At 67.3% G+C, this 15,785-nt stretch carries 13 protein-coding genes and 1 pseudogene; 11 read left to right on the top strand and 3 right to left on the bottom strand.

Features of this window, described 5'->3' with window-relative positions:
- Positions 1-51: 51 nt before the first annotated feature.
- The 5 genes from sdhC (at position 52) to AU198_RS01785 (ending at position 4,531) form a co-directional block, all read left to right on the top strand.
- Positions 52-474, top strand: coding sequence for a succinate dehydrogenase, cytochrome b556 subunit (sdhC, locus tag AU198_RS01805; protein WP_082690813.1), 423 nt, complete (start codon positions 52-54; stop codon positions 472-474).
- Positions 471-962 carry a succinate dehydrogenase hydrophobic membrane anchor subunit gene (locus tag AU198_RS01800; protein WP_197415986.1) on the top strand — a complete coding sequence of 164 codons (492 nt, stop codon included), beginning with the start codon at positions 471-473 and terminating at the stop codon, positions 960-962. Before sdhC ends, AU198_RS01800 begins: the two co-directional genes overlap by 4 nt.
- Before the next feature lie 13 nt (positions 963-975).
- Positions 976-2,730, top strand: a complete 1,755-nt coding sequence (gene sdhA / locus AU198_RS01795) for a succinate dehydrogenase flavoprotein subunit (protein WP_064345732.1) — start codon at positions 976-978, stop codon at positions 2,728-2,730.
- A 35-nt stretch (positions 2,731-2,765) separates the two neighbouring features.
- A complete protein-coding gene (locus AU198_RS01790; RefSeq protein WP_064345731.1) occupies positions 2,766-3,557 on the top strand; it encodes a succinate dehydrogenase iron-sulfur subunit in 792 nt (263 codons plus the stop codon).
- 143 nt (positions 3,558-3,700) lie between these two features.
- Positions 3,701-4,531, top strand: coding sequence for an alpha/beta hydrolase (locus AU198_RS01785; protein WP_064346007.1), 831 nt, complete (start codon positions 3,701-3,703; stop codon positions 4,529-4,531).
- A gap of 81 nt (positions 4,532-4,612) precedes the next feature.
- On the opposite strand, the gene AU198_RS01780 is transcribed toward AU198_RS01785, so the two are convergent.
- On the bottom strand, positions 4,613-7,825 hold the full coding sequence (locus AU198_RS01780) for an ATP-binding protein (protein ID WP_231744538.1): 3,213 nt from the start codon (positions 7,823-7,825) through the stop codon (positions 4,613-4,615).
- 47 nt (positions 7,826-7,872) lie between these two features.
- Here AU198_RS01780 and AU198_RS01775 point away from each other — a divergent pair.
- Positions 7,873-8,538: pseudogene (locus AU198_RS01775) on the top strand (carboxymuconolactone decarboxylase family protein); the annotation flags it as partial.
- Here the strand turns inward: AU198_RS01775 and AU198_RS01770 are convergent.
- On the bottom strand, positions 8,507-9,415 hold the full coding sequence (locus AU198_RS01770) for a sigma-70 family RNA polymerase sigma factor (protein ID WP_064345729.1): 909 nt from the start codon (positions 9,413-9,415) through the stop codon (positions 8,507-8,509). The pseudogene AU198_RS01775 and the gene AU198_RS01770 overlap by 32 nt on opposite strands.
- 106 nt (positions 9,416-9,521) lie before the next feature.
- Between AU198_RS01770 and AU198_RS26045 the strand changes: the two genes are divergently transcribed.
- A complete protein-coding gene (locus tag AU198_RS26045) occupies positions 9,522-10,043 on the top strand; it encodes a hypothetical protein (RefSeq protein WP_064345728.1) in 522 nt (173 codons plus the stop codon).
- Entirely contained in the window at positions 10,040-11,173 is a 1,134-nt protein-coding gene (locus AU198_RS01760) for a PrsW family intramembrane metalloprotease (protein WP_231744537.1), read from the top strand. The genes AU198_RS26045 and AU198_RS01760 overlap by 4 nt, the downstream gene beginning before the upstream one ends.
- Here the strand turns inward: AU198_RS01760 and AU198_RS01755 are convergent.
- The gene (locus tag AU198_RS01755) at positions 11,170-12,666 is read right to left on the bottom strand and encodes a gamma-aminobutyraldehyde dehydrogenase (RefSeq protein ID WP_082690836.1); all 1,497 of its coding nucleotides are present in this window, start codon (positions 12,664-12,666) and stop codon (positions 11,170-11,172) included. The two genes, AU198_RS01760 and AU198_RS01755, sit on opposite strands and share 4 nt — an antisense overlap.
- Before the next feature lie 110 nt (positions 12,667-12,776).
- Between AU198_RS01755 and AU198_RS01750 the strand changes: the two genes are divergently transcribed.
- The 3 genes from AU198_RS01750 (at position 12,777) to AU198_RS01740 (ending at position 15,767) form a co-directional block, all read left to right on the top strand.
- Positions 12,777-13,298 (top strand): Lrp/AsnC family transcriptional regulator, encoded by a 522-nt coding sequence (locus tag AU198_RS01750; protein ID WP_064345726.1) that lies wholly within the window; start codon positions 12,777-12,779, stop codon positions 13,296-13,298.
- Positions 13,295-14,665, top strand: coding sequence for an aspartate aminotransferase family protein (locus tag AU198_RS01745; RefSeq protein WP_064345725.1), 1,371 nt, complete (start codon positions 13,295-13,297; stop codon positions 14,663-14,665). Before AU198_RS01750 ends, AU198_RS01745 begins: the two co-directional genes overlap by 4 nt.
- 79 nt (positions 14,666-14,744) lie before the next feature.
- Entirely contained in the window at positions 14,745-15,767 is a 1,023-nt protein-coding gene (locus AU198_RS01740; RefSeq protein ID WP_064345724.1) for an SMP-30/gluconolactonase/LRE family protein, read from the top strand.
- Positions 15,768-15,785 lie beyond the last annotated feature (18 nt).

Below are 15,785 nucleotides of genomic sequence, written 5' to 3'. Positions count from 1 at the left end.
ACCCGGTGCAGCTCCGAAGCCCAATCGTCCACCGAAGGCGTTGGAGGCCAGATGAGTACTGCGACACCCGAGAGCCCAGCCGCTCCACGATCGCGACCGTCGCGCAGGCGAACCCTCTACCGCGGGGATCCCGGAATGTGGTCGTGGGTCCTACACCGCATCACCGGTGCGACGATCTTCTTCTTCTTGTTCGTTCACGTGCTCGACACGGCGCTGGTGCGGGTCAGCCCGCAGGCCTATAACGAGGTCATCGAGACCTACAAGACTCCGCTGATCGGACTGATGGAGATCGGGCTGGTCGTCGCCGTCCTCTACCACGCCCTCAACGGCGTTCGGGTGATTCTCATCGACTTCTGGCAGCACGGCGCGCGCTATCAGCGGGTGATGCTCTGGATCGTCGTCGGCGTCTTCCTGGCCATCTTCATCCCGTCGCTGGGCGTCATCGGCATGCACATGGCGGAGCGTTTCCTGTGAGCGCGCCAGCCGGTGGCCCCTCGGGAGCCTGGACGCCGCACCACCGCGAGGGCCGCATCGCCCCGGTGATGCAGAAAGAACACGACAGGCCGGCCGGCCTGGACCACCCGCGAGCACCACGGCGTCCGCGCGGCATCCCCTACTTCGAGAAGTACGCCTGGCTGTTCATGCGGTTCTCGGGCGTCGCGCTGGTCTTTTTGGCGCTCGGCCACCTGTTCGTGATGTTGATGTGGGAGGACGGGGTCTACCGCATCGACTTCAACTACGTCGCCCAGCGCTGGGCGTCGCCGTTCTGGCAGATCTGGGACATGGCGCTGCTGTGGCTGGCCCAACTGCACGGAGCCAACGGCCTGCGGACCATCATCGGCGACTACGCGCGCAAGAACACCACGAAATTCTGGCTGAACTCGGTGTTGCTGCTGGCGACGGGATTCACGCTGGTGTTGGGCAGCTACGTGCTGGTGACCTTCGACGCGAACATCTCATGAGGGTGAACTTCACATGATTCTTGAACATCGCTACGACGTCGTGATCGTCGGTGCGGGCGGCGCCGGTATGCGCGCAGCGGTGGAGGCGGGTCCGCGGGCCCGCACCGCGGTGCTGACGAAGCTGTACCCGACGCGCAGCCACACCGGCGCGGCCCAGGGCGGCATGTGCGCCGCGCTGGCCAACGTCGAAGAGGACAACTGGGAGTGGCACACCTTCGACACGGTCAAGGGCGGCGACTACCTCGCCGACCAGGACGCGGTCGAGATCATGTGCAGGGAAGCCATCGACGCGGTGCTGGACCTCGAGAAGATGGGGATGCCGTTCAACCGCACCCCCGAGGGACGCATCGACCAGCGCCGTTTCGGCGGGCACACGCGCGACCACGGCAAGGCTCCGGTGCGCCGGGCGTGTTACGCCGCCGACCGCACCGGCCACATGATCCTGCAGACGCTGTACCAGAACTGCGTCAAGCACGACGTCGAGTTCTTCAACGAGTTCTACGCGCTGGACATCGCGATCACCGAGACGCAGGCCGGGCCGGTGGCCACCGGCGTCATCGCCTATGAGCTGGCCACCGGCGACATCCACGTCTTCCACGCCAAGGCCATCGTGTTCGCCACCGGCGGGTCGGGGCGGATGTACAAGACGACCTCCAACGCGCACACCTTGACCGGGGACGGTCTGGGCATCGTCTTCCGCAAGGGACTTCCGCTGGAGGACATGGAGTTTCACCAGTTCCATCCGACCGGTCTGGCCGGCCTCGGCATCCTGATCTCCGAGGCGGTCCGCGGCGAGGGCGGCCGGTTGTTGAACGGTGATGGCGAGCGCTTCATGGAGCGCTACGCGCCGACGATCGTCGACCTGGCACCGCGCGACATCGTCGCCAGGTCGATGGTGCTCGAGGTGCTCGAGGGCCGCGGTGCGGGGCCGAACAAGGACTACGTCTACATCGACGTGCGCCACCTCGGCGAGGACGTGCTCGAGGCGAAGCTGCCCGACATCACCGAATTCGCCCGCACCTATCTGGGTGTCGACCCGGTCAAGGACCTGGTGCCGGTCTACCCGACGTGTCACTACGTGATGGGCGGCATCCCGACCAACGTCAACGGCCAGGTGCTGCGCGACAACACGACGATCATCCCCGGGCTCTACGCCGCGGGTGAATGCGCGTGCGTGTCCGTCCACGGCGCAAACCGCCTGGGCACCAACTCGTTGCTGGACATCAACGTGTTCGGCCGTCGCGCGGGCATCGCCGCGGCCAACTACGCACTGGGGCATGACCATGTCCCCCTCCCGCAGAATCCGGCGGGCATGGTGGTCGACTGGGTCGGCGACATCCTCTCCGAGCACGGCAACGAGCGCGTCGCCGACATCCGCGGCGCTCTGCAGCAGTCGATGGACAACAACGCCGCGGTGTTCCGCACCGAGGAGACCCTCAAACAGGCGCTCACCGACATCCACGCGCTCAAGGAGCGTTACTCGCGAATCACGGTGCACGACAAGGGCAAGCGCTACAACAGCGACCTGCTCGAGGCGATCGAGCTCGGCTTCCTGCTCGAGCTCGCCGAGGTCACCGTCGTTGGGGCGTTGAACCGCAAGGAGTCTCGCGGCGGACATGCCCGCGAGGACTACCCCAACCGTGACGACACCAACTACATGCGCCACACCATGGCCTACAAGGAGGGTGCGGATCTGCTGTCCGACATCCGGCTGGACTACAAGCCCGTGGTTCAGACTCGCTATGAGCCGATGGAACGGAAGTACTGATCAATGACTCCCGACGAGCACTTGTGCGAGGAGAAATGACTATCGCGCCTGAAGTCGAGACCAAGAATCCCGAACTGCCGCCCGTGCCCGAGGGCGCGGTGATGGTGACGCTGAAGATCGCGCGGTTCAATCCGGAGGACCCCGACGCCTACGTCGATTCGGGCGGCTGGCAGAGCTTCCGCGTTCCGTGCCTGCCGACCGACCGGCTGCTCAACCTGCTGCACTACGTGAAGTGGTACCTGGACGGCACATTGACGTTCCGGCGGTCGTGCGCGCACGGTGTGTGCGGCTCGGACGCGATGCGGATCAACGGTGTCAACCGGCTGGCCTGCAAGGTGCTGATGCGCGACATGCTGCCGAAGAACCCGAAAAAGCAGCTCACCATCACCATCGAGCCGATCCGCGGGCTGCCCGTGGAGAAGGACCTCGTGGTGGACATGGAGCCGTTCTTCGACGCCTACCGCGCGATCAAGCCGTACCTGGTCACCAGCGGCAATCCGCCTACGCGCGAACGGATTCAGAGCCAGACCGACAGGGCCCGCTACGACGACACCACCAAGTGCATCCTGTGTGCCTGCTGCACGACGAGCTGCCCGATTTACTGGAGCGAGGGGTCGTACTTCGGTCCCGCCGCGATCGTCAACGCGCACCGGTTCATCTTCGACAGCCGCGACGAAGCCGCCGCCGAGCGGCTCGACATCCTCAACGAGGTCGACGGGGTGTGGCGCTGCCGCACGACGTTCAACTGCACCGAGTCCTGCCCGCGCGGCATCCAGGTCACCCAGGCCATCCAGGAGGTCAAGCGCGCGCTGATGTTCGCGCGCTGATAGCGAACCAAGGCGCTCCTTTCGCCGTTGTATCCACTACAACCTCTGAGAGGAGCGCAGTGTCGATACTGTCCTGGCAGCCCGTCGCTGACGGCGTGGCGCGCCTGTTCGCCCGAGCCTTCAACACCGAACCGAAGCCGGGCGTGCGATTCGGAGACATCGAGGGCGATACCAGCACCGACGTCGTCGCGACCCGGCACGGACCCACCGCGGTGACGATCTACCGGCCACCGCCCTCGGCAACACCGGGCCCCGGCGTCTACGTCAACATCCACGGCGGTGGTTTCGTCGCCGGCCATCCGGAGCAGGACGACCCGTGGTGTCGCTACCTGGCCGCGCACGCCGGGGTGGTCGTCGTCAACACCGACTATGTACTCGCGCCCGGCCACCGGTTCCCCACCGCGGCGCAACAATTGCTCGACGTGGTGCGGTGGGCGGCCGCCGAGGAACGGGACTGGGATGGCAGCCGGTTGTGCGTCGGCGGACAGAGCGCCGGCGGCAACCTGTCGGCCGCGGTCAGCCGGATGGCCCTCGAAGAAGGGGGCCCGGCGATTGCGCTGCAGGTGCTGCACTATGCGCCGCTGGACCTGGTGACACCGGCAGCGGAGAAGCGCTCCCCGCTGGGTCGTGACGCCATGCTCAAACCGTGGATGGCCGAGGTCTTCGACACGGCCTACATTCCGCGCCGCGAGGACCGCACTCACCGGTTCGCCTCGCCGGCGTGGGGGTCCAACGCCGACGACATCGCCGGGATCGCCCCCGCGGTCGTCATCACCACCGAGCTCGACATGCTCCACGACGAAGGCGTCCGGTACGCCGCCAAGCTGGACGCCGCGGGCTCGTTGGTGCGCCATCACGATGTCGTCGGCGTCGACCACGGCTACAACGTCCGAAGCGACAACACCGACGTGACGCGGCACATGTACGACGTGCTCGTGGACCACGTGCGCGATGCGACCGCTCCGCGGACCTGACCGCGAATCGGAACGCACAGAAACCCGTATCGCACCCCTCCCCGCCATCCAGGAGTTCAAGCGCGCGTTGATGTTCGCGCGCTAGGAGCGAGGCATCGCGTCGGCCAGCTGGATGTGTCCCCGGAAGCCGAATTCGACCGCCAGGGCGCGATAGCGTTCGACGAGGTCGCGAAAGCCGCTGTCGTCGCCTTGCGCGCGGGCCAGTCGGGCACGCATGCGCAGCAGCTGGATCTCGTTGACAACCACGCCGGGTTCGGTGGCCATGTCCGCGAACCGGTCGATGTGCTCGGCCGCCTCCCGGATGTCATCGGGTCCGCCGCGCCGAAGCAGCGACTCCACCAGAACCGCGATGGCCTCCACAGAGAAGAGCTTCTCTTCGTTTCGCACTAGCGTGTTGACAATCGATCTCAGGTCCTCGATGGCGTCGTCGAGGTCGCCTGAAGCGGCGGCGATCTCGGCGATGCGAACTCTGGCGCCGACCGCGGGCGAGAAAATGGAACTGCCCTCGTACAGGTCGCACGACTCGCGGAGAGCCTCCAATCCGCGTCGCCGCTCGGCTTCCGTCGGCTGCGAAGTGAGAACCAGTCCCAGGGCCGAACAAGCGGTGGCCAGCGCGAGAACGTCGCCGATCTCCCGTCCCTTCTGGACCGCTTCCTCCGTGTCCGCGAGGACGCGATCGTCGGCAACGATGGCCTTTGTGTGCATGCCGAACGAGTAGCCGATTCCGATAACGAACACCAGGAGTGTCCCAACCGGGCGAACTTCACGTTCCAGCGTGGCACTTCGGCGTGCGCTCTGCAACCAATCGGGTTCGCCAAGAACGCATTTGGCGACCGAACCCCAGATCAACGCCGTCGCCAGCGCCGAGCTGACCTGCTCGCCGCTCATGTCCGCGCCTGTGTAACCCTCGAGCAGTCCGGCCGCCCAATCCGCGATGTGATGCGCCTCTCGCACCTCCCCGGCGAGTATCTTCGCCATCACGCCCGCATGGATGTACGCGAGCGCCCTCACCGCACCGTCGCATCGCTGAAGCAATTCGAATTGCTCGGACGCCAGCGCGGAAGCTTCGCGGTGGCGATGCTGGAAACTCAGCAAAGCGATCTGGCCGTACATGCCGATCGCCAGCGACAGGTAGTCACCGCAACCCTCACACAGTTCCCGGAGTTCTTCGAAGCCGGTGTCGGCCAGGCCACCGCCGACTCGCCAGGTCGACATGCACAGCATCGTCTTCGGCACGATGCGCAGGGCCGTGCGGTTCGGGTCGCCCTCGGGCAACGCGTCGGCGGCTTTCGCGGCGCGCTCCCAACCCGCCCGCGCGCCTCGGATGTCGCGCTGTACCGACCAGGAGGCCGCTCGCAGGTGCCAGTTGTACGCCGCTGCCAGATCACCTGCCGCTTCCAGGTGTTCGGCGATCAACGCCGCGTTCTCACCCGCCGGGCTACGCTCTTCGATTGCGGCCGCCAGGCGCCGATGCAGCTCGGCGCGTTCGGATTTCAGCTGCGACTCGAGTGCCACCGTGCGGATCAGCGGATTGCGGAAGACGAACTCAGGCCGACGACCGAACCTGATCTGCTCGATGAGCTGCGCATCGAGCAGATCCTCCACGGCGGGTTCGACCCCGAGCGCACTCACGAGATCCAAACCGAATTCCGCGCCGACGACCGCCCCGGCGCAGAGCGTGCGCTTCGCTTTCGAGTCCAGACGGTCGATGCGCGCCGCGATCGTCGTCTGCAGAGTCGCGGGCACGCTCACACCGGCGTCGTCTGCCGCGTTGCGAAACCGCCCGGGCTCGCCGTCGAGCACGCCGCGCTCGGCGAGTTCGCGCACCATCTCCTCGGCGAACAGCGGATTGCCCGCTGCCCGTTCGCGAATCGTTTCGCGCAGCTCCCCGACCGAATCGGCGGCGCCGAGCAGTGCGTCGACGATCGCGCGCACGTCCGCGTCGCGAAGCGGCGCCAGCGCGATGGTGTGCCCGCCCCGGATCCGCGTCAAAACCCCTTGGTACTCGGGTCGATACGTGATCACCGTCAAAAGATGCGTCTGAGGGACCACCGTCAGGAAGTCCGCCAGCATCGACTCGCTGACCTCGTCCATCCAATGCACATCCTCGATGACGTACACCGCAGGAATCTTGCGAGCGAGGCAGTAGGTGTTGACCATCGCGGTCAACCGCCGCCGCCTGGCCTCCGGGGTGATGGTCGCCGACGCGGCATGCGGCTCGCCGATGCCCAACAGATCCTCGAACAGCAGCACGTCCTCGGCGTCGACATCGGGGAGGGCAGCGCGGAGCCGGGCACGCGCGGAGGCACCGTCGAGACGCTCCACGCCGGTAGCCGTCCGGAGTAACGCGGCCAGCGCATGGAACGGGACCTGCTTGGTGTGCGACTCGCAGAAGGAGCGGATCACCTCGATGCCCCGTCGATCGGCCAGCGCCGCGACCTCGCGCGCGAGCCGGCTTTTGCCGATACCCGGCGGTCCGACCAACCCGACCACGGCGCCGTGGCCGTCGATCGCGCCCTCCAGCAGCCCCTCGGCGGCCGCCAGCTCCCACCGTCGGCCGACCAACGGCGATTCGTCGCGCCGATCGGGGCGGTGGAGCCTACTGATGCTGATCAGTCGGTGAGCCGCAACCGGTTCCTCGGCGCCCTTGATCCGTACCCGCTCGGGTTCACCGAGGACGGCCACGCCGTCGACCAGCCGCGCCGTCGACTCGCTGAGCATCACCGCACCGGGCGCGGCGACCGCCTCCATGCGTTGCGCGATGCCGACCTGCTCGCCGATCGCGGTGTAACCGAATGCACCGGAACCCATGTCGCCGGTGATGACCCGGCCGGAGTTCAGCCCGACGCGCAACCGGAGCTCGACACCGTCGCGTCGTGCGACGTCGGCCGCTAGGCGTTCGGCCTCCTCCTGCAGCCCCAAGGCCGCCAGGCAGGCGCTCGCGGCGTGGTCCTCCAACGCTACGGGCGCGCCGAACACCGCCATCAGCCCGTCGCCGGTGAACTTGTCCACGGTGCCGTCGTAACGCCGGATGACCGCGGCGCAGCGCTCGACGAGGTCGGTGATTATCTCGCGCAACCGTTCGGCGCCGAGCGCCGCCGCGATGTCCATGGACCGCACCACGTCGGCGAACAACACGGTCACGTGCTTGTACTCGGCGGATCGGGCGGATTGCACGACCGCGGCGCCACACTCACTGCAGAACTTCGCGGTCGCCGCCAGCGGCGCTTCGCAGCCGGCGCAACGAAGGTCCGCGGCGGTCGCTGTGCCGCCCGGACCCCGCCCTGCGTCCACTTGGACATCGTGTCACCAGCGCGGACGCCATGTCGCACATTCGGCTGTCACACATCGGCGGGCTGTCTCGTCTACCCGGTATGACGACATCACGTATCGAACCCCTGCCCCCGCAGCGCGCCTCGCTGCTGACCAAGCTCCTGTACCGGGTGGCCAAGCGCCGGTTCGGCGAGGTCCCCGAGCCCTTCGCCGTCGCGGCGCATCACCCCCGGTTGATGATCGCCAACGTCGTGCACGAAGGCATGCTGCAGTCGGGGTCGAAGAAACTACCCAAGAGCGTCCGCGAGCTCGCCGTGTTCTGGGCCGCACGGACGGTCGGATGCTCGTGGTGCGTCGACTTCGGCGCGATGCTGCAACGCCTCGACGGCCTCGATGTCGACCGCCTCAAGAACATCGACGCATACGCGACATCGCCGCTGTTCTCCGACGACGAGCGCGCCGCGATCGCCTACGCCGACGCGATGACCGGCGATCCGCACACCATCACCGACGAACAGGTCGACGACCTTCGCCAGCGGTTCGGCGACGACGGTGTGATCGAGCTGACGTATCAGATCGGTGTCGAGAACATGCGGGCTCGGATGTACTCGGCGCTGGGCATCACCGAGCAGGGCTTCGGCTCCGGCGACGCGTGCCGGGTTCCGTGGGCTTCCGACGAGCGCTTGCGCGAGGAGACGACGGCTACCGACGAGACCTCAGCGGCGAACCGGTGAACTTGTCCGGGTTGGCGATATCCCATATCGCGCAGACCTTGCCGTCGCGCACGGTCATCGCGGTGACCCGCGGCATCATCTCCGGATAGCCGTCGCGGGCCGGCGATCCCGGCGTCCAGCTGCCGAACTGACCGTTGATCAGCGCAGGCACACCCGCCTCGAGCCAGCCCGGTCCATACCGGCGGGCCAGCCCGAACAGGAACCGGGCCACCTTCTCCGGTCCATGGATGACGCGCGGCGCGGTCGGCGCCCTGCGGTTCGAGTCGCCGGTGAAGGTCACATCGGGATGAAGCAGTGCCACAACGGCTTCCATGTCACCGTCGGCGAGCGCCGCCATCAGCGCACCCGCCACCTCGTTGTGGGTGTCATCGGGTACCGGCGGCGGCGCGTCCGCGACGGCACGGCGTGCCCGGGAGGCCAGTTGCCGCGCCGCGGCCTCACTGACACCGAGCACGCCGGCAACTTCGCCGAACGGCACCGAGAAGCCGTCGTGCAGCACGAACGCCACCCGCTGATCCGGGCTCAGCCGTTCGAGCACCACCATCGCGGCGAACCGGGCATCCTCGCCGGCGACCACCGACGCCAACGGGTCATCGCCGTCCAGCGCGGTGACGACCGGCTCCGGAAGCCATTCCCCGACATAGGTTTCGCGCCGGTGCGCCGCCGAACGAAGCCGGTCCAAGCCCAACCGGCTGACCACCGTCGTCAGCCATGCCCGCAGGTCATTGATCGACTCGTGGTGGGCGCCGTTCCAGCGCAACCAGGCATCCTGCACGATGTCCTCGGCGTCGGCCATCGTGCCCGTGAGCCGGTAGGCGACGGACAACAGGTGCGGCCGCAAATCCTCGAACTCGTCGACCCGCGCGCTGGCGGTCATTCGACCAGCCTAGTGCGCCAATACTTCCAGCGTGGCGTGCCCGCGCCGGTGTGCGTCGCTTGCTAGGTTCGACCCCGTCATAGCCGGACTTATCGAGGGGACGCCGTTGATCGAGATTCGCGCAGCGCTGCTGCTGGCGACGGGACTGATTGCGGTACCGGGGATCCCGATGGCCGCCGCGGCAATGGTCGAAGACGACGCCTGGCAGCCGAGTTCCGAGACGACGGTGCTGACCAGCGAGGACGGCAACGAGATCTCCGTCGCCGGCCCTGCGGGCTGGGATGCCCGCGAATTCGGCAACGGGGTCGGCTACCGCTCCGGTGACGAGCTGGTCATCGTGCAGGTCTTCGACCGGGGAGGCCGAGACGTCGACGCGGTTGCGCGGCGGCTCATGCGGGCCGACCGCGTCACCGGTTCCAGCGCCGCGATGACAGGCGAAATCGTCACGACCGCCGACGGCACCCTCACCGGTGTGGGGTGTGAGCTCGTCGCCGAGGACCGGCTGGGCGAATGCGCCTTCCTGGCCGACGACGACGTGATCGTGTGGGTTCAGACCCTGGGGACAGCCGACCAGCCCGCACCGCCGCTGGACCTCGTGGTGGCACCGATCGGAAGGGAACAGCCGTGAGCGCCCAGACGGTGCCGCAACGGCGTCCTGTGGTGTACCGCCCTGAGTCCGCGGTGTTCTGGGTGTTCGTGGTGGCGCTGATTCTCGGAACGCTCGCGCTGCTCGACGATTCCGGCCCGGTCATCCGCGCGACGCTCGACGCCAACGTCGCCCTGTCGTGGCTATGGCTGCTGTTCATCGCGTTCATGGTGTGGCTGATCTTCCGGTTCGACCCGTTTCGTAGTGGGCGGCGTTATCCGCAGGCCCTCGTGGCGGGCTTCGCACTGGGCGGCACCGCAGCGGTGGCGATGGCGATGAACGGCAACGGTGGACTCGGCCAACTGTGGAGCATGGTGCTGGCGCCGGAGACATTCACCGACTGGGAGGCCGCGCTTACCGCACCCATCATCGAGGAAGCCTCCAAGGCGTTGTGCGCGGCGGTGGTGCTGGTGCTTTGTGCCCATGTGTTGAACCGCATTTCGCATGCGCTGATGGTCGGGATGTTCGTCGGTTTCGGTTTCGACCTGATGGAAGACCTGTCCTACGCGGCGAACAGCGCCTTGCAGGACCTCGACTCAGATATGGCCGGTGCGGGTGGAAACCTCCTCGTGCGGTTCTTCACCGCCGTGCCGGCGCACTGGACCTACACGGCGCTGACATCGGTGGGCGTGCTGCTGTTGCTGCCGTCGTTCCGCGACCGCGACCGATGGTCGACCGGGCGGCGGCTGGCAATCGCGTTCGGACTGCTTCTGAGCGGCCCGCTGCTGCACTTCACCTGGAACGCACCGGGTCCGCTGGCGGCGATGCCCCTCAAGATGCTCGGCAGCCTGGTGTTCTTCCTCATCGTCGCGGCCTTGTTGCTACGTGACGAGCGGCGCTGGGTGATCGCCCGCATCGAGGCCGGTCGCGCCAGCGGCGAACTCGCCACCATCGGCGACGACGTTCTGGATTCGCTGCCGACGCGACGCCGGCGCCGCGCCCTGCGCAAGTCGGCCAAACGGTCCGGTGGCCGCGCCGCGGCAAAAGCGGTCAAGGCCCAACAGCGCGCCGCCCTCGACCGTATCCAACGCTACGGCGAGACTACGGTTTCTGACGAATTCGGCTCGGATTCCGTCAGAAACAGCACTCTCGGCGCAGCGCGAAGCGGCTAGCGCTTGGCGAAAACCGTGCGGTGCCACTCTTTTTCGGCCACCCCGGTGATGTCACTCATCACGTGCTTGACGGTGAGGTACTCCTCGAGCGAGTAGTCGCTCATGTCCTTGCCGAACCCGGAGGCCCCGACACCGCCGTGCGGCATCTCGCTGATGATCGGGATGTGGTCGTTGATCCACACGCAGCCGGCCTTGATCTCCCGCGACGCCCGCTGCGCGCGGTAGACATCGCGGGTCCACGCTGAGGCCGCCAAGCCATACGTGGTGTCGTTGGCCTGCCGCAGCGCGTCGTCGTCGTCGGTGAACGAGCGCACCGTGAGGACCGGTCCGAAGATCTCGTCGCGATACACCTCGGACTGCTCGTCGACGTCGGCGATCACGGTCGGCAGATAGAACGAACCCGGCCGGTCGGGGGCCGACCCGCCGCAGACGATCCGCCCGCCCTGTCCCGGCGCCCGCTCGACCATGCCGGCCACCTTCGCCCGGTGCGCCATTGAGATCAGCGGTCCGAGGTCGGTGTCCGGGTCCTGTGGGTCGCCGACGACGACCTTGGAGAACACCTCGGCGACGCCCGCGACGAAATCGTCGTAGAGCTCGCGCGCGACGATCGCCCGCGTCGCCGCCGTGCAGTCCTGACCGGTGTTGATCAGCGCGCCGGCCGCAGCGCCCTGGACGGCGGCGTCGAGATCTGCGTCGTCGAACACCACGAACGGCGCCTTGCCGCCGAGCTCGAGCTGCACCCGGTGGCCGTGCACCGCCGCCGCAGCCATCACCTTGCGGCCCACGGGCGTCGACCCGGTGAAAGTCACGACGTCGACATCGCGGTGGCCTGCCAGCGCCGTGCCGACCTCGCCGCCCAGCCCCGTGACCACATTGAAGACGCCGTCGGGCAGGCCCGCCTCCTTCGCGAGGCGCGCGAGCGTCAACGTGGTCAACGGTGTCAACTCACACGGTTTGATCACCACCGAACAGCCGGCGGCCAACGCGGGCAACACTTTCCACACCGCCATCTGCAACGGATAGTTCCACGGCGTGATGGTCGCGACCACACCGACCGCCTCACGCCGGATGCTCGAGGTGTGATCGGCGGAATACTCGGCACTGGCCTTGCCCTCCAGGTGACGCGCCGCGCCGGCGAAGAAATCGATGTTGTCGACGCTGCCGGGGACGTCGAATTCGGCGGCCAGCCGCACCGGCTTACCGGTCTGGCTGACCTCCTCGGCGACCAATGCATCCGCGCCCTCGCCCGCCAGGTGCGCCAGCTTGAACAGGACCGCCGAGCGGTCCGCTGGCGTGGCGGTGGACCATTCGGTCAACGCCGCGCGGGCCGAGGCCACCGCGGTGTCCACGTCGGCGGGCGTGCCCAACGCGTATTCGGCGACGGCCTGCCCCGTCGCGGGGTCGGTGACCCGGTGGGCGGGTCCGCCGGTCGCCACCGCGGCGCCGTCGATCCAGCTGCCCGCCACACTGGCGGAAACGGATGTCGCAGTCATGGCCATACGCTAACGGACCCCTACGCTTTCCCATAGCCGAGCCGGGCCTGAACGAGTGATTTCATGGCTGTGGTTGCCTCTGACGACGAATTCCGTGCACAATCACTGGCATGCCTACTCCGGGTGCGACGCACGGCCTCGGCCCCGTTTCGTTCCGACTCAACCAGTCCCGTCCCGGCGCCGCGTTTCCCCTCGACGACTTGAGCAAGCAGATCATCGAGAAGCTGCAGCAGGACGGCCGCCGCTCGTACGCGGGCATCGGCAAGTCGGTCGGGTTGTCCGAGGCCGCCGTCCGGCAGCGGGTGCAACGCATGGTCGACGCCGGTGTCATGCAGATCGTCGCCGTCACCGATCCCATGCAACTGGGTTTCGCCCGCCAGGCGATGATCGGGATCCGCTGCACCGGCGACACGACCAAGGTGGCCGAGAAGCTGGCCGCCATCGAGTCCGTCGACTACGTCGTGCTCACCGCCGGGTCCTTCGACGCCATCGTCGAGGTCGTCTGCGAGGACGACGACGACCTGCTCGACCTGCTCAACACCCAGATCCGAGCGCTGCCGGGAGTGATATCCACCGAGACACTCGTCTACCTGAAACTCGTCAAGCAGCAATACAATTGGGGCACTCGATGACTACAACCCTTTCGGCCGACCTCGGCGCGAAAGCCAACCGTCACCTGTGGGGTCACTTCGCCCGGCACGGCGCCGGCATCACCCCGCCGATCATCACACGCGGTGAGGGTGTCACGATCTGGGACAGCAACGGCAAGAGCTACATCGACGGGCTGTCAGGGCTTTTCGTGGTCCAGGTCGGTCACGGCCGCCAGGAACTGGCCGAGGCCGCCGCCAAGCAGGCCGAGCAGTTGGCGTTCTTCCCGCTGTGGTCTTACGCCACGCCGACCGCGATCGAGCTCGCCGAACGCGTCGCCGGTTACGCACCCGGCGATCTGAACCGGGTGTTCTTCACGACCGGTGGCGGCGAGGCCGTCGAGTCGGCGTGGAAACTCGCCAAGAACTATTTCAAGCTGACCGGCAAACCCGGTAAGCACAAGGTGGTTTCGCGTTCCATCGCCTATCACGGCACACCGCAGGGGGCGCTGGCCATCACGGGGTTGCCGGTGTTCAAGGCACCGTTCGAGCCGCTGACACCGGGCGGATTCCGGGTGCCCAACACTAACTTCTATCGGGCCCCCGCGCCGTACCAGGGCGACGAGAAGGCGTTCGGACAGTACTGCGCCGACCGCATCGCCGAAGCCATCGAGTTCGAGGGCCCCGATACGGTCGCGGCCGTCTTCCTCGAACCGGTTCAGAACGCGGGTGGGTGCTTCCCGCCGCCGCCAGGCTATTTCGAGCGGGTCCGGGAGATCTGCGACGAGTACGACGTGCTGCTGGTGTCCGACGAGGTCATCTGCGCATACGGCCGGATCGGGTCGATGTTCGCCTGTGACGACTTCGGCTATGTCCCCGACATCATCACCTGCGCAAAGGGTTTGACGTCCGGCTACTCGCCGATCGGTGCGATGGTCGCCAGCGACCGGTTGTTCGAGCCGTTCAACGACGGCAAGACCACGTTCGCGCACGGCTACACCTTCGGCGGGCATCCGGTGTCGTCGGCGGTGGCGCTGGCCAATCTCGACATCTTCGAACGCGAGGGGCTCAACGACCACGTCAAGGAGAACGCGCCGAGATTCCGGGCCACCCTCGAGCAGTTGTACGACCTGCCGATCGTCGGCGACGTTCGCGGCGAGGGCTACTTCTACGGCATCGAACTGGTCAAGGACAAAGCCACCAAGGAGACCTTCAACGACGAGGAGTCCGAGCGGATGCTGCGCGGGTTCCTGACCCCCGCACTCTTCGAGGCCGGCCTGTACTGCCGCGCTGATGACCGCGGCGATCCGGTCGTCCAGTTGGCCCCGCCTCTGATCAGCGGCCAGAAGGAATTCGACGCGATCTACCAGATCATGCGCGACGTGCTCGCCGAGGCCGGCCGCCGCATCTGACTTTTGCGCGAAATTGCATTCCAGCAGCGAAAGTACGAGTAACTGCCTGCTGGAATGCCATTTCGGCGAGACTGGCGGCGTGTCCACCGAGCCGAAGCCCAAGAAGCCGCCGATCGATCCCGTCCGCTGGCAGCCGCCGCCCGTCGATCCGCTTCCAGATCTGCCGTCGGCCGACCTGACCGTCGTCGGAGTGCCCGGCAACGCGCCCGAGGACGTGGTGGTCGACGCCGAGGGTTCCATCTGGGCGGGCCTCGACGACGGCCGCATCGTTCGCCTCGCGCCCGGCGGTGGCGACCCGGTCATCGTCGCCACCACCGAGGGCCGGCCGCTGGGCATGCACGTTGCGCACGACGGCCGGATCCTGGTCTGCACCAGCCCCGGCGGCCTGATGTCGATCGACCCCACCGACGGAACGGTGGAGACGCTCGTGGCCGAAGTCGACGACCGGCGGCTGATGTTCTGCTCGAACGTCACCCAATCACCGGACGGCACAATATATTTCACCGAGTCGACGAGCGCGTTCGACTACGCCCACTTCAAGGGCGCGGTGATGGAGGCGCGCCCGCGCGGCAGCCTGTTCCGCCGCGACGCCGACGGCACCGTGCTCACCGCGGTGGCCGGGCTGTACTTCGCCAACGGTGTCACCCCCACCGCCGACGGGTCGGCGTTGGTGTTCGCCGAGACGATGGGGCGCGGGCTGTCGAAATACTGGCTCACCGGCGAGCGAGCCGGGTCGGTGACCCCGCTTCGAGAGAACCTGCCCGGCCATCCCGACAACCTGTCCACCGGCGCCGACGGCCGCATCTGGTGCGCGATGGTCTCACCGCTCAACGCCGCCGCCGAATGGCTCGCACCGCGCTGGCCGGCGTTGCGCAAGCTGTTGTGGAAGCTGCCCGACAAGCTGCAGCCCCAGATAAAGCCCGAGGTGTGGGCGGTGGCGTTCGATCCGGACACCGGTGACGTCGTCGCGGGTATCCGCTGCGAGCATCCGCACTTCGGCATGGTGACGGGTCTGGTCGAAGCCGAGGGCCGGTTGTGGATGGGCAGCATCGGGTTCCCCGCCGTCGCGCACGTCGACGTCGCGTCGCTGTCGATCCGCTAAGTCACAAATGAAACTCAA

Origin of the sequence: Mycobacterium sp. GA-1199, from assembly GCF_001500045.1 — a bacterium.
Classification (GTDB): Bacteria; Actinomycetota; Actinomycetes; order Mycobacteriales; family Mycobacteriaceae; genus Mycobacterium.
This window is presented reverse-complemented; position numbering and strand designations above follow the sequence as displayed.